This is a genomic window from Streptomyces sp. NPDC093109 (assembly GCF_040701725.1).
Classification (GTDB): Bacteria; Actinomycetota; Actinomycetes; order Streptomycetales; family Streptomycetaceae; genus Streptomyces.
Genome location: NZ_JBFBEZ010000010.1, coordinates 163,426 through 185,461 on the forward strand (window position 1 = coordinate 163,426; position 22,036 = coordinate 185,461).

Sequence of the window (22,036 nt, forward strand, 5' to 3'; positions counted from 1 at the left end):
CCGCCATATGACCTTCGTGGGCCGTCCGGGTGCGGCAAGGTGGGCCGGGTGAGCGTGAATCCTGAAGACGCGGCGGACGAGGTATTCGACGAAGCGGCCGCCCGGCGGCTGCTGGAGCTGGGACAGCGGGAGGAGGCACTGCGCAAGGAGTTCAGCCTCGACGGCCCCGACTGGGACCGGATGTCGGTCTCGCACTACACGGCGTACTCCGCGATGCTCCACGAGGACCGGGGCTGGCGGCAGCTCTTTCCGGCCGTTCCCCTCGTGGCGGAGGCACGGGCGGACCTGCGGGACGTCCTGCTCGTACGGGCGGAGATCGGCGGCGAGCTGGGGCCGCGCTACGCGCGCGCGGCCGAGGCTGTGGTGCGCGGCGCGGACCAGGTGATCATCGCGGACGACGTGTTCCGGGTGGTACGGATCGAGCAGACCGTCATCATGACCGGCCACGGCCCCCAGCCGCCGCAGCCCCGCGACCGGGAGTTCCCCGATCTGCTCGACGAGCGCCCGGAGCCGCGTGGATCGGGCCCGGCGCTGACCGCGGACGACGACTGACGGCCCCGCCCCGCCCCGGGCTGTCCGGCCGGCTCAGCCGGCCCGGCGCGCCACCACCAGTACGCAGCGTGGCGCGCCGCCGGGCAGCAGGCCGAGATCCGCCGCCGGGAGCAGCTCCGTCGTGAACCCGGCAGCCGCCAGCTCGGCCCGTACGTCCGTGAGCCGGAACGTGCGGTAGTACATGACGAATCGGGGGTGCCACAGCGCGTTGCGCACCCGCATCGCCGTGTCGAAGCCCCACAGCGACCAGTAGAGCGCCGAGCCGACCCGGGGCGGGGCCGGCAGCGGGAAGACGAACCGCCCGCCCGGCCGCAGCGCCGCGTGCGCCCGCGCGAAGAGGGCGGGCCGCTCGGCGGGCAGGAAGTGGCCGAACGCCCCGAAGCTCACGGCCAGATCGAAGGCGGACGCGAACGGCAGAGCGCGCGCGTCGGCCCGTACCCAGTCCACCGCCGGGCCGGCCGGGCCGACCGGGCCGTCAGGACCTTCCGGGCCGACGAGGCCGTCCGGACCGCTGGAAGCCGTGCTCCTGGCGGTGGCGAGCATCCCCGCGCTGAAGTCGACCCCCACGACCCGCTCCGTGCACAGCCGGCGCAGCGCGCCCACCCCCGCGCCGGTGCCGCAGCAGATGTCGAGCCCGGTACGGAACGGACCGAGCGGCTCCACGGTCCGCACCACCGCGTCCAGCACCCGGTCCGGCGTCCGGAACGGCGTGTGGTCGAACTTCGGCGCCAGCAGGTCGTAGCCGTCCTCGATGGACGAGAAGGCCTGGACGGCGAGTTCGCGAAGGGTCGGGCCCTGAGGGGTGAACACCGGCGCCACCCTACCCACCCCGCCCGGCCCCTTCCCGCCCGGCTTCGTCACCGGTGCAGACGCCACACCACGAGCGCCAGTTGCAGCCGCAGCCGGCCGTACGGATCGTGGACGGGCCAGCCGAGCCAGGGCTCCGCCTGGGACAGCCGGTCCTGGAGTGTCGAGTGGTGCAGGTTCAGCTGGGTGGCCGCCGCCCGCAGACTCGGCGCGAACGCCACCGTATGGAGGGTGATACCCGCCCAGGGCGCCGCGGCGAAGGCCCGCTCCAGGGCGCGGACATCGGAGATGGGCGCAGTCCCCGGGCCGACCGCGCCGGCCAGCAGGGCCAGCCCGCCCAGCTCCTCCGCGTACACCGTCCGGGGCCCCGGATCCCGCTCGGTGCCCTCACCGGTGAACCGCAGGGCGGTGCGCGCCGCCGCCCAGGACGCGGGCAGTTCGGAGACGGCCACGGCGGGCCCCACCCCCGCGCGAGGGCCACCGTCCGGCAGCGGGTGGGGCCCCGGCCCGTGCGCCGGCACGGCCTCGACCGACGCGGCCGGCCCGCCCGCGCCGCCCGCCCGCGCCACCGCGCGGGCCAGGGACGTGTCCCGCAGCCCGAGCCGCCCGGCCGCCCGGTGCCTGGCCCGCTCCGGGGCCGCCGCGTCCAGCAGGACCTCCACCGCGGCCGGATCGGCGTCCTGACCGCCCGCCGGCGCCCGCCCCCGGGTCCGGTCCAGGGCCACCCGGGCGGCGGCAGCGGTCCGCTCCAGCACCATCGCGCGCACCCCGTCCGGCGGCCCCGCGACCTCCAGCCACACCGCGGCAGGACCGCCGGGCACCAGCGGCGCCGACATCCACCCGGCCTCGGCGGGCCCCGCGCCGTCGGCCCGTACCCCGTCGGGGGTGACCCGGATCCGTACGCCGTGCTCCTCGTCCACCAGCCGGGCGGGCCGGCCCGAGAGCACCGCCGCGCCGCGCACCAGCGCCTCCAGGGTCGCCCGGTCCTCGACCAGCCGGTCGAAGTACGTGATCACCTGGAGCGCCGCACCCGCGTCGGGGTCGAGCGCCGCGAGTCTTCCCGCCAGCTCCTTCACCCGTTCATCCTGCGTCCCCGGGCCGCCGGTGCCAAGCCGTCAGACGCCCAGCAGCCTGCGCAGCCACCGCAGCGGGGCCTCCCGGGCATCCTGCGAGAGCGCCGCCTGCGGCGCCATCATCTCGAAGCCGTGGAAACCGCCCGGCCACACATGCAGCTCCGCCCGGCCGCCCGCCTGCCACAGCCGGCTCGCGTACGCCACGTCCTCGTCCCGGAACGTCTCCGCCGACCCGACATCGATGAACGCCGGGGGCAGCCCCGAGAGATCCGTGGCACGCGCCGGAGCCGCGTACGGCGAGACGTCCGGGCCGCCCCGGGCCTCACCCAGCAGAGCCGTCCACCCGATGTGGTTGGCCGCCCGGTCCCACACCCCCAGGCCCGCCATCTGCACGCTGGAGGGCGTGTCGTTACGGTCGTCGAGCATCGGGCACATCAGCATCTGCCCCAGCAGCTCAGGACCCTTCCGGTCGCGGGCCAGCAGGGCCACCGCCGCGGCAAGACCGCCGCCCGCGCTGCCGCCGGCCACCACGATCCGACCGGGGTCGATCCCCAGCTCACCGGCGTGCTCATGGATCCACACCAGACCCGCGTAGGAATCCTCCACCGGGGCCGGATACGGATGCTCGGGGGCCAGCCGGTACTCCACCGACACCACGACCAGGTTCAGCTCACGTGCCCAGCCGAGCGGCCCCTCGATGCCGGTCCGGTTGTCCCCCATGACCATGCCGCCGCCGTGGATGTTGTAGATCGCCGGCAGCGCCGCCGTGGCCCCCGAAGGACGGCAGATCAGCAGGGAGATGTCCGGCTCGCCGGGCGGGCCCGCCACCGTACGCTCCTGGACGTCGAACGCGCCGTCCTCCCACAGCCCGTCGTCGAACACCAGGGCGGCACCCTCCCGCAGGGCCTGGATGTTGTCGAGGTTCAGAGCCTCCCCGAGCCGCTCCTGGACGACACCGAGCGCGGCGGCCAGTTCCGGATCGAACGGTACGGGCGGGCCTGTCCTGACGTCGGGGGTGCCGGAGGACGCGGTGGTGGACATGGGCTCTCCCTCGGATCGCGGTCACGTCCCTGTGACCGGTGCCGCCATCGTGCCCCGGGGGCCCGCCGCTCCAGTAGCGCCGGGCGGCGGGGATGCCCCGCCGCCCGGCGGGTGCCGCGTACCGGCTCCTGATGCCCGGACGCACCAGGACCGCCCTGCGCGGGCCCGTCCGAATTCATCTGATCGCAACGCCCTGATCTCGACAAATACCCCCGTACGATGCCACTCTCCCGCCATGCGAAACACCGTCCGGAGCCTTCTCCCCGCGCTCTTCGTCCTCACCCTCACCGCCGCCACCGGGTGCGCCCCGCAGGAGAGTTCGCCGCCCTCCGGCGCCGGCTCGGGCACCGGCTCGGGCACCGGCTCCGGAGCGTCCGGCTCCACCGCCGCGGAGTCCTGCGACCCGGGCGCCCTGCCCACCGAGGCGAAGGGGAAGCTCACGGTCGGCACCGACAAGCCCGCCTACGCGCCCTGGTTCCAGGACGACGACCCGGCGAACGGCAAGGGCTTCGAATCGGCCGTCGCGTACGCCGTGGCCGAGGCGCTCGGCTACGCGAAGGACCAAGTCGTCTGGCGGACCGTCCCGTTCAACAACTCCGTCGCCCCCGGCGAGAAGAGTTTCGACTTCGACATCAATCAAGTTTCCATCAGCGACGCACGCAAGAAGGCCGTGGACTTCTCCGCCGGCTACTACGACGTCCGCCCCGCCGTCGTCGCCCTCAAGAAGTCCCCGTACGCCAAGGCGAGGACCATCGCCGACCTCAAGGGCGCCAGACTCGGCGCACAGGTCGGCTCCACCAGCCTCGACCTCATCGACGCGACCATCGAGCCGAAGCAGCGGCCCGCCGTCTTCCAGAAGAACGACTTCGCCAAGTCCGCGCTGCGCAACGGCCAGGTCGACGCGATCGTCGTCGATCTGCCCACGGCCTTCTACATCACCTCGGCCGAGGTGACGGACGCCGAGGTCGTCGGCCAGTTCGTGCAAACCCCGGGCGCCGCCGAGCAGTTCGGACTCGTCCTCGACAAGGACAGCCGGCTCACCCCCTGCGTCACCCGCGCCGTCGAGGGGCTCCGCGCGGACGGCACCCTCGCCGCGCTGGAGAAGACCTGGCTCACGGACGCCGTGGACGTGCCGGTACTCAAGTGACCTCCCTCTCCGTCCCCATGGACCCCCTCAAGGGCGACCCCGACCCGGACGCCTCGTACACCCCCTCCGAACGGCGCCTCGCCCGCGAGCGGTACAAGCGCGCCCGGGCCCGCCGCGCCACCGCCGTCGCCGCGCTCTCCACCCTGGTCACCGGCGCCGTCCTCTTCGCCGTCATCACCGGCTCGCCCGGCTGGCAGCGCACCCGCGAGACCTTCCTCAGCGCCGAGTACGCCCGCATGGCGCTGCCCCTCGTCCTCGACGGACTCCTGCTCAACCTGCGGCTGCTCGCGGTCTGCGGCGCCTGCGTCCTGCTCCTCGGCCTGCTGCTCGCCGTCGCCCGCACCCTGCGCGGCCCGGCCCTCTTCCCGGTCCGCGCGCTGGCCACCGCGTACATCGACTTCTTCCGCGGACTGCCCCTGATCATCTGCCTGCTGATGGTCGTCTTCGGAGTGCCCGCACTGCGTCTCCAGGGCGTCACCACGGACCCCGTCCTGCTCGGCGGCGCCGCGCTGGTGCTGACCTACTCCGCGTACGTCGCCGAGGTCTTCCGGGCCGGCATCGAATCCGTCCACCCCTCCCAGCGGGCGGCGGCACGCTCGCTCGGCCTCTCCCACGCCGGAACCCTGCGGTACGTGGTGCTCCCGCAGGCGGTACGGCGCGTCGTACCGCCGCTCCTCAACGACCTGGTGTCGCTCCAGAAGGACACCGGCCTGGTCTCCATCGCCGGCGCCGTGGACGCCGTGTACGCGGCCCAGATCATCGCCGGGAAGTACTTCAACTACACGCCGTACGTGATCGCCGGCCTCGTCTTCGTCGCCCTGACGATCCCGATGACCCGCTTCACGGACTGGGTCACCGCCCGCACCGACCGGCGCCGCGCCCAGGGAGGAACCGTATGACCGCCGAGGACGCCGCTCCTGTACTGCGGATGGAATCCGTACGGAAGACATTCGGCCGCGACCGGGTCGTCCTGCGCGACGTCACCCTCGACGTGCCCGCGCACACCGTCACCGCGCTGATCGGCGCCTCGGGCTCCGGGAAATCGACCCTGCTGCGCTGCGCCAACCTGCTGGAGGAGATCGACGACGGCGCGGTCTTCCTCGACGGCGAGGAGATCACCGACCCGCGCACCGACCCCGACGCCGTGCGCCGCAGGATCGGCGTCGTCTTCCAGTCGTACAACCTCTTCCCGCACATGACGGTCCTGCGGAACGTCACCCTCGCACCGCGCCGCGTCCTCGGCGTCCCGCGCGCGGAGGCCGAGGAGCGCGCCCGCGAACTGCTGGCGCGGCTCGGCCTCGGCGACAAGGCGGACGAGTACCCGGACCGGCTCAGCGGCGGCCAGCAGCAGCGCGCCGCGATCGTACGGGCCCTCGCGGTACGCCCCCGACTGCTGCTCCTCGACGAGATCACCGCCGCGCTCGACCCCGAACTCGTCGGCGAGGTGCTCTCGGTCGTCCGGGACCTCAAGGACGAGGGCATGACGATGGTGCTGGCCACCCACGAGATGGGCTTCGCCCGCGAGGTCGCCGACCAGGTCTGCTTCCTGGACGCCGGCGTGGTGCTGGAACGCGGCACACCCGAGGAGGTGTTCGGCGCTCCCCGGCGCGAACGCACCCAGCGGTTCCTGCGCCGGATCGTCGAGGCGGGCCGGCTCTGAGAAGCGGCTTCCGGCGCCGGACCGGCGAACGCGGTCAGGGCGCGGTCACGGTGAACAGCCCGCCGTCCGGATCGCGCAGCGTCGCCTCGTACCCGGCACCCGACTCCGAAGGGGCGGCCACCACCGCGCCCCCGGCGTCCGCCGCCGCACCGGCCGCCGCGCCCACGTCGGGCACCCGGAAGTACACATGCCAGCGCGGCCGTACCTGCGGATCGGGCGCGCTCTCCACCGCTCCGCCGCGCAGCGCCGCCACCGTGTGCGTACGGTCGCGCACCAGCACCTGGTCGTCCTCGTACGCCACCTCGCAGCTGCCGGGATCGCCCGAACCCCAGGCGAGCACCTCGCCGTAGAAGATGGCCGCGGAGAACGCGTCCCTGGTCCGCAGTTCGAGCCGGGCCGGCGCGCTGCTCCGCCCCACCGACCAGCCGACGATCGTCCGGCCCTCCCAGAAACCGAACACCGCGCCGTCCGGGTCGGCGGCCAGTGTCGCGCGCCCCACCGTCATCGCCAGCGGCCCCACCGCGACGGTGGCCCCGCGCTCCCGGATCCGCGCCGCCGTCGTGTCCGCGTCGGCGACCGCGAAGTACGGAGTCCACGCCACCGCGGCCTGGAGGCTCGACGCGAGCGCCCCGATGCCCGCGACCGCCGACCGGCCCGAGACCGCGACCGAGAAGTCCTCGCCCAGCTCCGTGGGCCGGTACGTCCAGCCGAGCACGGCCGAGTAGAACGCCTGGGACGCCCGGAGATCACGGGCCATCAGACTCACCCAGCACGGGGCACCATAAATCGCGTGGGATGACGCCGGCATGGCTCTCGTCCACCTCCGTGCTCGCCGGCGCGCGGACAGTCCCGGCCGGCCGGTCCCCCGGGAGCCATGCTTCCCCGCCGGACCGCGCCGCGCACCTCGGCGTACGACGGGGCGCGTGCCGGGGCGCGCGCCGGCCCCCGCGCCCTCAGCCCATCGCGCGGTCCAGATTGATCGCCGAACTGATCAGCGCCAGATGGGTGAACGCCTGCGGGAAGTTCCCCAGATGCTCGCCGGTCAGACCGATCTGCTCGGCGTAAAGGCCCACGTGATTGGCGTAGGTGAACATCTTCTCCAGCGCGAGCCGCGCCTGTTCCACCTCGCCCGTCCGCGCCAGCGCCTCCACCCACCAGAACGAACAGATGGAGAACGTGCCTTCGGTGCCCTCCAGCCCGTCCGGGGACTGCTCCGGGTCGTAGCGGAACACCAGGCTGTCCGCGACCAGCCGTCCGGCGATGGCGTCGACCGTCGAGCGGAACCGCGGATCGACCGGCGACACGAACTTCACCATCGGCATCAGCAGCAGGGACGCGTCGAGGATGTCCGCGGGCGGCCCGTCCGCGTCGGCGTCGGCCAGCTGCTGGACGAACGTCCGCGCGACGGGATTCCAGCCGCGCGCCATGATCTGGTGGTAGATCCGGTCGCGTACGGCCGTCCAGCGCCCCAGATCGCCCGGCAGCCCGCGCTGCCGCGCCATCCGGATCATCCGCTCCACCGCCACCCAGCACATCAGCCGCGAGTACGTGTGGTTCCGCGGCCCCGCCCTGGTCTCCCAGATGGACGCGTCGACGGTGTCCCAGTGCTCCAGCAGCCAGTCCAGGACGGTGCACAGATCCGTCCAGCTCTCGTGCGAGATGCCCACGCCGTACTTGTTGAAGAGATAGATCGAGTCGATCAGCTCGCCGTAGATGTCCAGCTGCCGCTGCCCGCTGGCGCCGTTGCCGATCCGGACCGGGGACGAGCCCCGGTACCCCTCCAGATGCTCCAGCACCTCCTCGGGCAGCTCCGCGTCCCCGTCGATCGAGTACATGACACGGAGCGGGTCCCCCGAGCAGTCCGTCGCCGCCCGCAGCCGCCCGGTCAGCCAGTCCATGAACGCCTGCGCCTCCTGCGTGAACCCCAGCCGCAGCAGCGCGTACAGCGAGAAGGCCGCGTCCCGGATCCACACGTACCGGTAGTCCCAGTTGCGCGAGCCGCCGAGCCGCTCCGGCAGCCCCAGCGTCGGCGCGGCGACGATCGCGCCCGACGGCTCATGGGTCAGCAGCTTCAGCGTCAGCGCCGAGCGGTGGACCGTCTCGCGCCAGCGTCCGGTGTACGTGGACTGCCGCAGCCAGGTACGCCAGAACGTGACGGTGGCCTCGAACAGCCGCTCGGCGGCGCCCGGATCGACCGCGCACGCGCCGGGGAGCGCCGCCCCGGGCCCCGTCCCGCTCCCGGTGTCCGTCTCCAGATCGAAGAGGACCGTGTCCCCGCCGGACAGCTCGAACTCCGCACGGGCGTCGGGACCGTCGGGCTCCAGCGGTACGGAGGAGCGCAGCGACAGGGCGATGCTCGCGCCGGTGAACCGTACGCCGTTCGCGATCCGCTCCAGCCGGTGCGGGTCGCGCCCGTAGTTCAGCCGGGGAGCGACCCGCACCGCCAGCCGCATCCGGCCCCGCACATTGACCACGCGGCGCACCAGCCGCTGCCGGTGCGCCGGATCCCGGTCCCGGACGATCGGCATGAAGTCCTGGATCTCCACGATCCCGTCGTCGGTCAGCATCCGGGTGATCAGGATGTTCGTGTCGGGAAAGTAGAACTGGTTGCGGGTGGCCGCCTGGCCCACCGGCCAGATCTCCCAGCAGCCGCCGCGCCGGGCGTCCAGCAGCGACCCGAAGACGCTGGGGGAGTCGAACCGGGGCACGCAGAACCAGTCGATGCGCCCGTCGGTCCCCACCAGCGCGGCCGTCCGGAGATCACCGATGAGACCGTGCTCGGCGATCGGCAGGTAGTCCTCGCGGGGCTCGTCGCTCTCCATCCCGTCGAGTCTCGCGCACCGCCGCGCCGCCCGCACGCCGGACGGTCACGTCCCGGCGAACACCCGCAGATAGTCGACCTCGTACGACATGGACGTGGTGGCCGGGTCGGGGGCCGGGTGGTAGCGGCCCGCGCAGACCGACAGATTGACGATCAGATACGCGCACCAGTCGCGCCCGACACCGCGCCCGTCGGCGAAGACGCGGACCCCGTTGACCCACCAGACGACGCTCCGCCGGCCGAACTCGACCTTCAGCGTCACCCGGGCACCGGGGGCGATCGACGGATGCGTGTAGTAACGCAGGCCGCCCCGTACATGGTTGGAGAGCTCCAGCAGGTTCGGGTGGTCGGGGTGGTACTCGAAGACGTCGATCTCGTTCCCGCCGTCCCGCCACGTCCAGATCGCCGGCCAGGCGCCGCCCTCGACGGGCAGCCGTACCCGGGTCTCCAGGATGTCCCCGGTGCGGACGGTGAAGCCGCCGGGGCTGCCCTCGGTGGTGAGCAGACCGGTGTCCCAGTTCCCGTCGGGCCGGCGGGTCGCGCGGAAGGTGCCGGTACGGCTGTACTCCGCGTCCGGCGAGAGATGGTCGAGCTTGTTGTCCCCGGGATTGGTCGGCCCGCCGCCCGGATACGCCCACGAGCGGCCCGCGACCCACTGCTCCGCCGAGGCGAAGTCGGCGGTGAACCGGGGCACGGCGGGCGGCGGCGGCCAGGTGCGCGCCCGCGGCACGAACCGGGCGAGCCACTCCCGCACCGTGGATCCCTGCTGGCGCATGGGCAGTACCTCTTCCCGGGTCCCGTGCCGTGTCGGGAGCGGGCCGAGCCCGGCTCCCGTCTGCCCCGACAGGGTAGGAAGGGACCGGCCGGGCCCGCGGGCGCCGCGCCGCGGACCCAGGTCGGCCGTCAGTTCGGGCAGTCCCCTGTACGGGGGACGGGTGCCCGGCCGCTCACGCCGAGTGCTGCGAGGAAGCCTGCGGCGGGGTGGTCTGGACCTGGACCGGGGCCGGTCCGGGCGCCTGCGGGGCGTCCCCGGTGATCTTCTCGATCGCCTGCCGGGCGTGCTCACCGGGCGTGCGGCCGGTGATGGACGACACTGTGGGCGGCGCCGAGACCGGCCAGTCCTGCACGGGCTTCGCATGCCCCGCCGAACGGGTCCGCAACCGGTGGCTCGCGGCCTCGTCGAGGCTGACGGGACGCTTCACCTGAGCGGCCAGCCGGCTCGCCTCCTGCCCCAGCGCGGCCACGTCCTCCCACGCCAGCCGGACCACCAGCCGCAGTTCGGCCTCACCGTCGGGCAGGGCGTGGAGCGGGGCGTTGTTGCGGTCATTCATGGCTGATCCTCTGAGTCTCGGCGGAACTCCGGCGTGCCGTCCCCGCGTCACGGATACGGGGCGCACCGAGTGATACGGACGTCTCCCGCGCCGTGTTCAGCCAGGTCCGCTCCGGACCGGCCGGCGGGCCCCGCGCAGCAGGAGCACGGAGGCCACGGCGGCGAGGGCGCACCAGGTGGAGACGAATTCCAGCCGCCACAGCACGGCACAGAGCGCCGCCCCGGCCGCGACGACCACCCCCAGCAGCCGCACCGCCCGGTCGCCGCCGAGCAGCAGCGAACCGACGGTCGCGACCAGATACCCCACGACGACCAGCGGCGCGTACGGCAGATCGACGGCGTAGCCGACCGTGTGCCCCCGGATCTCGGCCGTCACCGTCCGGTGGGCCAGTACGTACGAGAGCGCCGCCGCCGTGGCGAGACCGGCCGCGACCGGCACCGCGAGCCGCCGCCGGGCCCCCGGCGGAGCGGCGAGCAGGACGGCGACCGGCACCCAGAGGGCCAGCAGCGGCAGCGCGATCACCGCCCACACGGTGGTCGCCGGTCCGGGGCCGCCCCCGGCGCGCCAGACGGCCGACTCGACGATCTGATGGGCCCCGAGCAGCAGCGGCAGCGCGGCGAGCGGCAGCTCCCCGGGCCGGCGCACCCCCGCCACACACGCCACCCCGACGGCGGCGATGCCCGCCCCCGCGACCAGGTCGGCCGTCGCGCTCCAGCACATGACCGACGACGGTACGCGCCGGGCCGCGCGTACCGCCCGGACCACACCGCGAGAGCCCCCGATTCTTCGTCCGGCACGGCGGAGAATCCGTGCCAGGGACGGCGTGCACACGGTATTGACCTCAATGCGCGGTGAATATTTGGTGCCGCCGCGAGCCGGGTGATAAAGACGGCCGCCCACCGCCGTCCGTACCGTGCTACTGTTGATCTCAGTTGCAGTTGTGGTTCCCAAAGACTTCAAGTGCTCTTACTGGCTATCTGTGCCGGTAGGTGCGCTTTTGTATTTCCGGACTTTTTTCCGGACGGGGTAATCATCGCGGCGACGTGAGGTCCGCACAGTGCGGACCTGCGGGCATTGCCCCGAAGGAGATCATCATGGCCAGCGGTACCGTCAAGTGGTTCAACGCGGAAAAGGGCTTCGGCTTCATTGAGCAGGACGGCGGCGGCGCCGACGTCTTCGCCCACTACTCCAACATCGCCACCCAGGGCTTTCGCGAGCTCCAGGAGGGCCAGAAGGTGACTTTCGACGTCACGCAGGGCCAGAAGGGCCCGCAGGCGGAGAACATCGTTCCCGCCTGATCGTCGTAGCACAGTAGGCAGCTGGGGCCCGCACCGTGTGATGCGGGCCCCAGCTCCTTGCATTTTCCACTAAATTCCGGATCCCCGGTATTTTAACGGCTCGTTCTTGCGATTCTTTGTGCGGCTTCCTGCCGGGAATTCTCGATACGTGCCCATCGAGAAAGGTTCTGAATGAACCGCGCAGCACGCACGAACGACCGCTTCTCCCGAACCCGTTCCGGCGGCGGTTCCGGCTCCGCCGGCTCCGGCCGCTCCGGCGCCCGCTTCGGCTCAGGCACCCCCGGCCGCTCCGGCGCCCCGAGCCGCTCCGGCGGCGGCGGCCGTTCCGGCGGCTACGGCGGCGGTGGCCGGCGCCCCGCCTCCCCGAAGACCGAGTTCGCCCTCCCCGTCACCCTCACCCCGGGACTGCCCGCGGTCACCGCCTTCGACGAGCTGGACATGCCCGCCGAACTCGTCGGGATGCTCAGCAGCCTCGGCGTCACCGAGCCGTTCCCCATCCAGGCGGCCACCCTCCCGAACTCGCTCGCGGGCCGCGACGTCCTCGGCCGGGGCCGCACCGGCTCCGGCAAGACCCTCGCGTTCGGCCTGGCCATGCTCGTACGCACCGCCGGACAGCGCGCCCAGCCTCGCCAGCCGCTGGCCCTGGTGCTGGTCCCCACCCGGGAACTGGCCCAGCAGGTCACCGACGCGCTCACCCCGTACGCCCGGTCGCTGAAGCTGCGCCTCGCCACCGTCGTGGGCGGCATGTCCATCGGCCGCCAGGCCGGCGCGCTGCGCGGCGGCGCCGAGATCGTCGTGGCCACCCCCGGCCGCCTCAAGGACCTCATCGAGCGGGGCGACTGCCGGCTCGACCAGGTCGCCATCACCGTTCTCGACGAGGCCGACCAGATGGCCGACATGGGCTTCATGCCCCAGGTCACCGCGCTGCTCGACCAGGTGCGCACCGAAGGCCAGCGGATGCTGTTCTCGGCCACCCTGGACCGCAACGTCGACCTGCTGGTCCGCCGCTACCTGCACGACCCGGTCGTGCACTCCGTCGACCCGTCCGCCGGCGCGGTGACCACGATGGAGCACCACGTGCTGCACGTGCACGGCGCCGACAAGTACGCGACGACCACCGAGATCGCAGCCCGCGACGGCCGGGTGCTGATGTTCCTCGACACCAAGCACGCGGTCGACCGGCTCACCGAGCACCTGCTGAACAGCGGAGTACGGGCCGCCGCGCTGCACGGCGGCAAGTCCCAGCCGCAGCGCACCCGCACCCTCGCCCAGTTCAAGACCGGCCATGTCACCGTGCTGGTCGCCACCAACGTCGCGGCGCGCGGCATCCACATCGACAATCTCGACCTCGTCGTCAACGTCGACCCGCCCAGCGACCACAAGGACTATCTGCACCGCGGCGGACGCACCGCCCGAGCGGGCGAGTCCGGCAGCGTCGTGACGCTCGTCCTGCCGAACCAGCGCCGCGAGATGACCCGGCTGATGGCCGACGCCGGCATCACCCCGCAGACCACCCAGGTCCGCTCCGGCGAGGCCGAGCTCAGCCGTATCACCGGCGCCCAGGCACCCTCCGGCGTCCCCGTCACCATCAGCGCGCCCGTCGTCGAGCGCGCCAGGCGCGGCGGCTCCCCGTCGCGCGGCCGGGGCCGCTCCTCCGGCCAGGGCCGCCGCTCCACCGGCTCCGGCAGCCCCCGTACCGGCGGCGCGCCCCGTCAGCCCTCGCGCGGCGACACCGCGTAACCGGAGGCGGCCACCAGGCCGCACCCGGCAGTACATGACGAAGCTCCGGTACCTCACAGGTACCGGAGCTTCGTCGTTACGTGCCGGGTGCGGGCGCCGGGCCTACTGCGGGGCGTCGGCCGTGGCGGCCGGGCCGAGCAGCGCCGACGCGGTCTCCAGCGGGCTGAGCGCCGCGGGCTCCTCGGGGGCCGGAACGGGATGCACGGTGAACCCGAGCCGGGTCAGCGCCCTCGTGATCTCGAACGCGGTGAAATCACGGCGGTCCTGCCGCGTGATCACTTCGCCCACCTGCTTGACGGGATAGCTGCGACGGCCGATGACCACGGACTCACCGGTGATGGGCTCGGGCTTGATGCCCTTCATCGACTGCTGCACCTCGCTCTTGACCAACTCGAAGGGGAAGCGGGCGATGACGCAGCGCATAATGCCTCAGGGGGAAGAAGGGAAATGCGGATACCTTCAGCATCCCACAGGTGACCCCGCCCGGGAACCAAGGATTTCCCCTCGCTACCGCCGCGACTTCCGTGCCACCGGGAACTCCGGGAAATGACTCAGGCACTTGCCCGTACTCCCTGATCAGGGCAGTTGCCGCACGTAGGTGATCCTTTCCAGACGGTAGTAGTCGGCGACGCACGAGGCCGGCCACGATCTGCGGCCATTCCCGCCGAACGGCTCACCCATTCCCCTGATCGGCAGCGGTCTGTACGGCAGGACCCCCACCCCCTGCGCCGCCCCGTCCCGCAGCCACCGGTCCTGCCGGTCCCACCGGCCGGCCCGCAGCGCCATGTCCGTACCCAGCTCACCGAGCGGCACGGCCAGCCCGACGCAGGCGGCCACGCACACCGCCGCGCCGACCGCCGTGACGATGTCCGTACGCCGCGCCCGCCGGCGCAGGGCGCGGCCCAGCAGGGCTCCGCCGCCCGCGAGCAGCAGCACGTACAGCACCAGGTAGTCGTTCCACGTCCGCGACGCGCTCGACACCGACGCGCCGAACAGCGGGTACGTGATGACGGTGCAGAGGTACCCGGCGGTCAGGAAGGTCACGACGCCGGCGGCCAGCAGATACGCGGGCCGGTCGGTACGCAGCGCGGGCGGGCGGCCCGCGCGGTCCCGTACGAGCAGCCCCAGAAGCACCCCGGCGGCGAGCGCGCCCAGATACTGCCAGGTCGTCAGGAGGGTCCCGAGGATCTGGAGGAAGCCGCCCAGCGCCCCGCCGAGCGACTCGGGGGCGAACAGGGAGGCGGTCTGCGCGCCGTACCGCTCACGGCGGTTGCGCGATCCGGGGGAGGTGATCAGCACGACCGTACCGATGGCCACGCCCACCAGCCCCGCCACGCACCACACGCGCGCCGAGGACCGTACCCGTGTGTGCAGGATCCGGCCGCTCACCAGCAGGACGGCCGCCAGCACCACCAGCGCGACGACCGACGCCTCCTCCGAGAGCGTCCCCATGAAACAGCCCACGGCGAAGGCGGCGGCCGGCGCGGCGATCCGGCCCGCGCGCGAGCGGACCCACCGCAGCGGCAGCACGGCCGCGCAGGCCAGGACCGGCGCCACGGTGTGCGAGACCGAGGAGGCGGGCCAGTAGAACGTCTTGTAGGTGTTGGGGGTGGCAAAGAGGAAGACCGCCGTGACCATTCCCGCGACCAGCAGCGGCACCCCGCGCGGCGCGGTCCGGCCGGCCGCGCGGAGCAGCAGGGCGGTCACGGCCCACAGCAGCCCCAGCACGAGTACCGCGCTGACCAGGGCGAACCACTGGTGTCCCGCGATCGGGTACTTCGCGTACAGCCCGACCAGCAGACCGTTTCCGAGCCGTCCGTTGTCGGTGCCGTAGAACTTCGCCACCAGCCCGGAGACACCGTGGTCGCGGACGATGGGCAGAAAGCACCAGTCGTCGGCCGCCGGGCGTACATGACGCCCCAGCCAGGCGCCCATGCCGAGCAGCGCGAGCGGGAGGAGCGCCAGCGCCGGGGCCCAGTGCGCCGTCCACGCGGGGCGCCGGGGGCGCCTCGGGGCCGGCGCGCCGTCAGGCCGGGGACTCCTGCCCGGCTGTCTCGGGACGGTGACGCTCGACGCGCCCGAGGCCATGTACACCACTGCCTTTCCCCATCGGGTCGAACCGTCCCCGTGATTCGTCCGTCTCGCGGATCACATAGTGCGGACGGCGTTTCGCTTCGTGATAGATACGGCCCACGTATTCGCCGATGATCCCGAGGGTGGCGAGCTGAATTCCGCTCAGCGCCACGATCGCGGTCATCAGCGTGGTGTAGCCGGGCGCGTCCACGCCGTTGAGGGCCACATTCGCGATGATCCACAGGGCGTATCCGAGCGCGGAGAGGAAGAGCCAGAGGCCGGTGTGGATCGCCAGCCGCAGCGGGCGGCTGTTGAAGGAGAGCAGCCCGTCGATCCCGTAGTTGAGCAGGTTCCGTCCGCCCCACTTGGACTGCCCGGCCGCGCGCTGGACATTGCGGTAGGTGAAGCCGGCGGTGTCGAAGCCGATCCACGAGAAGATGCCCTTGGAGAAACGATTGCTCTCGGGCAGCGACAGCACGCTCTCCACCGCGCGCCGCGACAGCAGCCGGAAGTCGCCCGCTCCGTCGACCACCGCGACATCCATGCAGCGGCGCACGAGCCGGTAGTACGCGCGGCTCAGCGCGGTCCGCACGGCGCCCTCGCCGGTCCGGTCGCGCTGGGCGACGACCTGGTCGTAGCCGTGCCGGTGCAGCTCCAGCATGCGCGGGACGAGACCGGGCGGGTGCTGGAGGTCGGCGTCCATGAGAACGACCGCGTCGCCCCGGGACATCCGCAGCCCGGCGAGCATGGCGGCTTCCTTGCCGAAGTTACGGCTGAAGGAGGTGAAACGGACCCGGGGATCCGTCTCCGCGAGCTCCCCCAGCCGCCGCCCGGTCCCGTCGCGGCTGCCGTCGTCCACGTAACAGATCTCGAATGTCTGCCGGGTGGGTTCGAGGGCGGCGAGCAGAGCGGTGTGGAATTCCCCGATCACTTCGTTTTCGTTGAAACACGGTACGACAATGGAAACCTGGACCCTGGTCATCTCACTCCATACGCCTCAGCGCGCGGCGACGCGAAGAAATCACTGCGGAATGCCGTCGTCGAAGAGCTGCCGTGGCAACCATAGGGCGATGCGATCTTCCGCTCAAGCGTCACCACGGCATGGCGTACATATGATTGGAGTACTTTTCAGGGGCGATATCGCCGGTTACGGCGACCTCTCACCGGGGAATGTGGATGACGCTCGCCACCAGCCCGCGCTCCGCGATCCAGCGCCCGGCGAATACGTCCAGCCGCCGGCCGTCGACCAGCGGACCTGGCACCAGAAGCCGGGCGCTGAAAGTCCGTTCGACCGGATCGAAAGAGATCTCCGCCTGGGAGAAGTCCAGTTCGCGCCCGGTGAGCGGATACCACACCTTGAACACGCTCTCCTTGGCACTGAAGAGCAGCCGGTCCCAGCTGACCCCCGGATGCCGCTCCGTCAGGTGCTTGAGCCGCTCGGTCTCGTCCGGCAGCGCGACCGCGTCCAGCACCCCTTCCGGCAGTGGCGCGTCGGGCTCGGCGTCGATGCCCAGCGCCGCCGTCCGCGACGACCGCGCGACGGCCGCCGCCCGGTATCCGTCGCAGTGCGTCATGCTGCCGACGAACCCGTCGGGCCACCGCGGCGCGCCGCGCGGGTTCGACAGCAGCGGTACGGGCGGCTGCCCGAGGCGCAGCAGCGCGCGCCTGGCCAGGAACCGTACGGTCGTGAACTCGTGCTTCCGCTTCGGCACGGCCCGCGCGATCCGCTCGCTCTCCTGCGGGAACAGCGTGTCGGCGGGCTCCGGCGCGAAGTCCCCGTACGCGGCCTCGGCGGCGACATCGGCGGGCAGGATCGAGGCGATCACCGCTCCTCCCGCCCGGCCGGCTCGGGGAGTATCTGCCGCAGCGGGGTCCGGGGCGGCCATTTACGCCACTCGCGCGGATAGCCGACCGACACCTCCTCGAAGCGCACCCCGTCGTGCCAGGTGACCCGGGGGATGTGCAGATGCCCGTAGACCACGGCGGCGGCACGGAAGCGCACATGCCAGTCGGCGGTCAGTTCCGTACCGCACCACTGCGCGAACTCCGGGTAGTGGAGGACCCGCGTGGGGTCGCGCACCAGCGGGAAGTGGTTGACGAGGACGGTCCGCAGGGCCGGGTCGACGGCGGACAGCCGGCGTTCGGTCTCCTCGACGCGCGACCAGCACCAGGCGTCCCGGCCCTCGAAGGGATCCGGGTGCAGGAAGTACTCGTCGGTGCAGACGATGCCCGCCTCGCGCGCGACCCGCAGCGACTCGGCCGTGGTGGTCGTGCCGGGGGCGCGGAACGAGTAGTCGTACAGCACGAACAGTGGCGCCACCGCCACCGGCCCGCCGGCCCCCCGCCACACCGGATAGGGGTCCTCGGGGGTGGCGATGCCCAACTCCCGGCAGAGCGCGACCAGATGCAGATAGCGCTTCTCGCCGCGCAGATCGCACGGATCGCTCGGATGGCTCCACAGCTCGTGGTTGCCCGGCGCCCACACCACCCGCGCGAACCGGCCGGCGAGCAGCCGCAGCGCCCATTCGACGTCGGCGTACTTCTCGGCGACATCGCCCGCGACGATCAGCCAGTCCTCGTCGGACTCCGGGCGCAGCCCTTCGACGATCGCGCGGTTCTCGTCGTAGGCGACATGCAGATCGCTGATGGCCAGCAGTTTCCCGTCGGGCACAGGCCCCTCCTCAATCGGTCGGATGCACAAGCCGGTTGTCGATCCGTCGAGATTACGCGGAGGTGTGCGGCGACGCCTCGGCGAACGAGGGTGTTCCGTGGTCGCGGGCCGCGTGCAGGCGCGCGTAGAGGCCACCGCGCCGCAGCAGTTCGTCGTGGGTGCCGCTCTCCACGATGTCCCCCGAATCCATGACCAGGATGACATCGGCGTCGCGGACGGTGGAGAGCCGGTGTGCGATGACGAAGCTGGTCCGGCCCGCGCGCAGGGTGTTCATCGCGCGCTGGATCAGCACCTCCGTACGGGTGTCGACCGCGCTCGTCGCCTCGTCCAGCACCAGGACGGCGGGCTGCGCGAGAAACGCCCGCGCGACGGTGATCAGCTGCCTCTCACCCGCGCTGACGCCCGCCGCCTCGTCGTCGAGCACCGTGTCGTAACCGTCGGGCAGGGTACGGACGAAGCGGTCGGCGCAGGTGGCGCGCGCGGCGGCGACGATGTCGGCCCGGCTCGCGCCGGCCCGCCCGTACGCGATGTTCTCGGCGATCGTGCCGCCGAACAGCCAGGTGTCCTGGTGCACCAGACCGAACCGCGCCCGCAGGTCGTCGCGGCGCATCGTCGCGATGTCCACCCCGTCGAGCAGGATCCGGCCGCTGTCCGGCTCGTAGAAGCGCATGAGGAGATTGCCCAGCGTGGTCTTGCCGGCGCCGGTCGGCCCGACGATCGCCACCGTACTGCCGGGCTCCACGAGGAGCGACAGCTTCTCGATCAGCGGCGTCCCGGGGTCGTAGCGGAACGACACCCGGTCGAACCGCACCCGGCCGACGGTCTGCTCGGGCCGGACGGGCCGCTCCGGATCGGGGGTCTGCTCCTCCTCGTCGAGGAGCGCGAACACCCGTGCGGCGGAGGCCAGTCCGGACTGGAGCCGGCCCGCCACGCTCGCGACCTGCACGATCGGCTGGCTGAACTGGCGCGAGTAGAGGATGAACGCCTGGACGTCGCCGAGGGTCAGCGCCCCGCTCACGACCTTCCACGCACCGGCCACGGCCACCACCACATAGCCGAGGTTCGCGACGAACATCATCGCGGGCTCGATGGTGCCCGAGAGGAACTGGGCCTTCGCACCGGCCCGGAACAGCGCGTCGTTGTGCCGGTCGAAGCCCCGCTCGGCCCGGTCGCGCCGGCCGAACCCCTTCACCAGCGCATGGCCCGTGTAGACCTCCTCGACATGCGCGTTCAGCGCGCCGGTGGCCGCCCACTGGTCCGCGTACCGGGGCTGGGCACACTTGCTGATCCACGCCGCCAGCACGGCCGACAGCGGCACGCTCGCCAGCATGATCAGCGCCAGGGACGGCGAGATCACCAGCATCAGCACCAGCATGACCAGGATGGAGAAGACCGAGGTGATCAGCTCGGCGAGGGTCTGCTGGACGGTCTGCTGGAGATTGTCGACGTCGTTGGTGGTGCGGCCGAGCACCTCGCCCGCCGGGTGCCGGTCGAAGTAGCGCAGCGGCAGCCGCGCGAGCTTGTCCGCCGCCTCCTGCCGCAGCCCGAACACCACCCGCTGGACGACGGTCGCGGTCAGCCGGCCCTGCGCGAGCATGAACAGCGACGCGGCGGCGTACAGCGCCAGCAGGACCAGCAGCAGCCGGCCGACCCGGCCGAAGTCGATGCCCGGAGCGGCCCTTCCGGAGGTGCCGAGAACGCCGTCGGCGATCAGGTCGGTGGCCCGGCCGAGCAGCAGCGGCCCTGACGAGGTGAGAACGATCCCGCCGATGCCCATGACGAGCGCCCACGCGATGTGCCGCCGGTGCGGCCGGAGCAGTCCGAGGAGCCGGCGGCCCGGGCCGGGGTGGCCGACGGGGCCGGGCAGGTGGCCGGCGGGGCCGGGCGGGTGGGCCGTGGGGTCGTCAGGAGCGGTCGGCGGGACCATGAACGGCTTCCTCCTCGGTGAGTTGGGAGAAGGCGATCTCGCGGTAGGTGGGGTTGTCCCTGAGCAGCGTGTCGTGGGTGCCGCGGCCGACGACCCGTCCGCCGTCCAGGACCACGATCAGGTCGGCGGAGCGGACCGTGGCGACCCGCTGGGCGACCGTGATCACCGTCGCCCCCGCCGTCGCGCGCGCCAGCGCGGTACGCAACGCCGCGTCGGTGGCGTGGTCGAGGGCCGAGAAGCAGTCGTCGAAGAGGTAGATCCCGGGCCGGCGCAGCAGGGTGCGCGCGAGGGAGAGCCGCTGCCGCTGCCCGCCCGAGACATTGGTGCCGCCCCGGGAGATCTCCGCGTCCAGACCGCCGGGGAGCCGCGCCACGAAGTCGGCGGCCTGGGCGGTCCGCAGCGCCTGCCACAGCTCCTCGTCGGTGGCGCGCGGATCACCGAAGCGCAGATTGCTCGCCACGGTCCCCGAGAACAGATACGGCCGCTGCGGTACGAAGCCGACGGCCCGGCTCAGCACGTCCGGCGCCAGGTCCCGCACATCGGCGCCGTTGACCCGTACCGACCCTCCGCAGGCGTCGTACTGCCGCAGGACCAGCTGGAGCAGCGTCGTCTTGCCGCTGCCCGTGGAGCCGAGGACCGCCACGCTCTCGCCGGGACCGGCGGTCAGATCGACACCGTGCAGTACGGGCTTCTCGGCGCCCGGGAAACGGAACTCCGCCCCGCGCACCTCGACGCGGCCGGCCGCGCCGGGATCGGTGCCCACCGGCTCGGCGGGCGCGACGACGCTCGGCGGGGTCGTCAGGATCTCCTGGAGCCGCCCGGCGCACACCTTGGCGCGGGGCACCGAGAGGAACACGAACGCGACCATCACCACCGACATCAGGATGAGGGAGAGATAGCTGAGGAACGCGCTGAGCGCACCGATCCGCATGGCCCCGGCGCCGATCCGGTGGGCACCCAGCCACAGGACGACGACCATGAACCCGTTCATCAGGAGCAGCACCACCGGGAGCATCGTCGCGATGAGCCGCCCCACGCGCTGCGACACATCGAGGAGTTCACCGTTGGTACGGGTGAACCGCTCGCGTTCGTGGCCGTCCCGGACGAAGGAGCGCACCACCCGGACCCCGGTGATCCGTTCGCGCAGCAGCCGGCCCAGCCGGTCGAGATGGATCTGCATCCGCTCGTAGAGCCGCCCCATCCGGGCCAGCAGCAGCCCGAAGGCGACCGCGACGACCACGACGAGCAGCACCAGGACCAGCGAGAGCGGGATGTCCTGCCGGAGCGCCAGGACCACACTGCCCAGACACATCAGGGGCGCCGCCACCGCGATGCCGAACCCGGACTGGGCGAGCGTCTGGACCTGCTGGACGTCGTTGACGGTGCGCGTCAGCAGCGTTGGGGTGCCGAACCGGCCCATCTCGCGGGCGGAGAAGTCCAGCACCCCCCGGAAGACCGCGGACCGCAGATCGCGGCCCACCGCCAGCGCCGTCCCGGCGGCCAGCGCCACCGCGCCGGTCGCCGCGGCGATCTGGACGAACGCCACGGCGACCATCACCCCGCCGACCCGGGCGATATAGCCGCTGTCACGGGTGATGACCCCGTGGTCGACGATCGCGGCGCCGAGCGTGGGCAGCAGCAGGGTGCCGAGAATCTGGACGAGTTGGAGGAACACCAGCGCCGTGACCGCGCGGCGATAAGGGCGCACATAAGTACGGAGGAGTCTGAACAGCACGGAAAGGCGCTCCGGTTGACAGCGTCGACCTGGATGTCGGCGCATTGAGTAAACCGCACGACAGGCCGAGAAGTTACTGGAGTGCGCGCCGAATTCCCAGGGCGGCGATATTTGTCCGGCAAGGGCACTGATATTCGATGACGGTCTGCGGGCCCCGATG

At 72.3% G+C, this 22,036-nt stretch carries 21 protein-coding genes; 6 read left to right on the forward strand and 15 right to left on the reverse strand.

Annotated elements, in window-relative coordinates; genetic code table 11:
* Positions 1–48 precede the first annotated feature (48 nt).
* Positions 49–552, forward strand: coding sequence for a DUF5954 family protein (locus AB0389_RS12960; RefSeq protein WP_366395415.1), 504 nt, complete (start codon positions 49–51; stop codon positions 550–552).
* Between the two features lie 33 nt (positions 553–585).
* Here the strand turns inward: AB0389_RS12960 and AB0389_RS12965 are convergent, their stop codons facing one another.
* Genes AB0389_RS12965 through AB0389_RS12975 form a run of 3 tightly spaced genes read right to left on the reverse strand, consistent with a single transcriptional unit; the run spans position 586 to position 3,473 of the window.
* Entirely contained in the window at positions 586–1,362 is a 777-nt protein-coding gene (locus AB0389_RS12965) for a class I SAM-dependent methyltransferase (RefSeq protein WP_366395416.1), read from the reverse strand.
* Positions 1,363–1,409: 47 nt separating this feature from the next.
* Complete coding sequence (locus AB0389_RS12970; protein WP_366395417.1) at positions 1,410–2,435, reverse strand: helix-turn-helix domain-containing protein; 1,026 nt, start codon at positions 2,433–2,435, stop codon at positions 1,410–1,412.
* 39 nt (positions 2,436–2,474) lie between these two features.
* Positions 2,475–3,473 carry an alpha/beta hydrolase gene (locus tag AB0389_RS12975; protein ID WP_366395418.1) on the reverse strand — a complete coding sequence of 333 codons (999 nt, stop codon included), beginning with the start codon at positions 3,471–3,473 and terminating at the stop codon, positions 2,475–2,477.
* 235 nt (positions 3,474–3,708) lie between these two features.
* On the opposite strand from AB0389_RS12975, the gene AB0389_RS12980 reads away from it, so the two are divergent.
* Genes AB0389_RS12980 through AB0389_RS12990 form a run of 3 tightly spaced genes read left to right on the forward strand, consistent with a single transcriptional unit; the run spans position 3,709 to position 6,280 of the window.
* Positions 3,709–4,620: an ABC transporter substrate-binding protein gene (locus AB0389_RS12980; RefSeq protein WP_366395419.1), complete on the forward strand. Its 912-nt coding sequence runs from the start codon at positions 3,709–3,711 to the stop codon at positions 4,618–4,620.
* 17 nt (positions 4,621–4,637) lie between these two features.
* Entirely contained in the window at positions 4,638–5,519 is an 882-nt protein-coding gene (locus AB0389_RS12985) for an amino acid ABC transporter permease (protein ID WP_366395441.1), read from the forward strand.
* Positions 5,516–6,280, forward strand: coding sequence for an amino acid ABC transporter ATP-binding protein (locus AB0389_RS12990; RefSeq protein WP_366395420.1), 765 nt, complete (start codon positions 5,516–5,518; stop codon positions 6,278–6,280). The genes AB0389_RS12985 and AB0389_RS12990 overlap by 4 nt, the downstream gene beginning before the upstream one ends.
* 34 nt (positions 6,281–6,314) lie before the next feature.
* Here AB0389_RS12990 and AB0389_RS12995 read toward each other — a convergent pair whose 3' ends face one another.
* From AB0389_RS12995 to AB0389_RS13015, 5 genes are all read right to left on the reverse strand, one after another.
* Complete coding sequence (locus AB0389_RS12995; protein WP_366395421.1) at positions 6,315–7,037, reverse strand: VOC family protein; 723 nt, start codon at positions 7,035–7,037, stop codon at positions 6,315–6,317.
* Positions 7,038–7,233: 196 nt separating this feature from the next.
* Positions 7,234–9,102, reverse strand: a complete 1,869-nt coding sequence (locus tag AB0389_RS13000) for a glycoside hydrolase family 15 protein (protein ID WP_366395422.1) — start codon at positions 9,100–9,102, stop codon at positions 7,234–7,236.
* 45 nt (positions 9,103–9,147) lie between these two features.
* Positions 9,148–9,876: a beta-glucanase gene (locus AB0389_RS13005; protein WP_366395423.1), complete on the reverse strand. Its 729-nt coding sequence runs from the start codon at positions 9,874–9,876 to the stop codon at positions 9,148–9,150.
* Between the two features lie 172 nt (positions 9,877–10,048).
* Entirely contained in the window at positions 10,049–10,432 is a 384-nt protein-coding gene (locus tag AB0389_RS13010; protein ID WP_366395424.1) for a hypothetical protein, read from the reverse strand.
* 96 nt (positions 10,433–10,528) lie between these two features.
* Positions 10,529–11,152: a DUF6629 family protein gene (locus AB0389_RS13015; RefSeq protein ID WP_366395425.1), complete on the reverse strand. Its 624-nt coding sequence runs from the start codon at positions 11,150–11,152 to the stop codon at positions 10,529–10,531.
* Between the two features lie 374 nt (positions 11,153–11,526).
* Here AB0389_RS13015 and AB0389_RS13020 point away from each other — a divergent pair, with 374 nt between their 5' ends.
* The gene (locus AB0389_RS13020; protein ID WP_069779708.1) at positions 11,527–11,730 is read left to right on the forward strand and encodes a cold-shock protein; all 204 of its coding nucleotides are present in this window, start codon (positions 11,527–11,529) and stop codon (positions 11,728–11,730) included.
* A gap of 171 nt (positions 11,731–11,901) precedes the next feature.
* Positions 11,902–13,470: a DEAD/DEAH box helicase gene (locus tag AB0389_RS13025; RefSeq protein WP_366395426.1), complete on the forward strand. Its 1,569-nt coding sequence runs from the start codon at positions 11,902–11,904 to the stop codon at positions 13,468–13,470.
* Between the two features lie 102 nt (positions 13,471–13,572).
* Here AB0389_RS13025 and AB0389_RS13030 read toward each other — a convergent pair whose 3' ends face one another.
* The 7 genes from AB0389_RS13030 to AB0389_RS13060 form a co-directional block, all read right to left on the reverse strand.
* The gene (locus AB0389_RS13030; protein WP_366395427.1) at positions 13,573–13,893 is read right to left on the reverse strand and encodes an SCO5918 family protein; all 321 of its coding nucleotides are present in this window, start codon (positions 13,891–13,893) and stop codon (positions 13,573–13,575) included.
* A 153-nt stretch (positions 13,894–14,046) separates the two neighbouring features.
* Entirely contained in the window at positions 14,047–15,558 is a 1,512-nt protein-coding gene (locus tag AB0389_RS13035) for a DUF6056 family protein (protein WP_366395442.1), read from the reverse strand.
* Positions 15,497–16,525: a glycosyltransferase family 2 protein gene (locus tag AB0389_RS13040; RefSeq protein WP_366395428.1), complete on the reverse strand. Its 1,029-nt coding sequence runs from the start codon at positions 16,523–16,525 to the stop codon at positions 15,497–15,499. The genes AB0389_RS13035 and AB0389_RS13040 overlap by 62 nt, the downstream gene beginning before the upstream one ends.
* Before the next feature lie 178 nt (positions 16,526–16,703).
* Positions 16,704–17,369 (reverse strand): 4'-phosphopantetheinyl transferase superfamily protein, encoded by a 666-nt coding sequence (locus AB0389_RS13045; protein ID WP_366395429.1) that lies wholly within the window; start codon positions 17,367–17,369, stop codon positions 16,704–16,706.
* Positions 17,366–18,214: a metallophosphoesterase gene (locus AB0389_RS13050; protein ID WP_366395430.1), complete on the reverse strand. Its 849-nt coding sequence runs from the start codon at positions 18,212–18,214 to the stop codon at positions 17,366–17,368. Before AB0389_RS13050 ends, AB0389_RS13045 begins: the two co-directional genes overlap by 4 nt.
* A gap of 52 nt (positions 18,215–18,266) precedes the next feature.
* Positions 18,267–20,141 (reverse strand): ABC transporter ATP-binding protein, encoded by a 1,875-nt coding sequence (locus tag AB0389_RS13055; RefSeq protein WP_366395431.1) that lies wholly within the window; start codon positions 20,139–20,141, stop codon positions 18,267–18,269.
* Positions 20,119–21,876: an ABC transporter ATP-binding protein gene (locus AB0389_RS13060; RefSeq protein ID WP_366395432.1), complete on the reverse strand. Its 1,758-nt coding sequence runs from the start codon at positions 21,874–21,876 to the stop codon at positions 20,119–20,121. Before AB0389_RS13060 ends, AB0389_RS13055 begins: the two co-directional genes overlap by 23 nt.
* Positions 21,877–22,036: the final 160 nt, after the last annotated feature.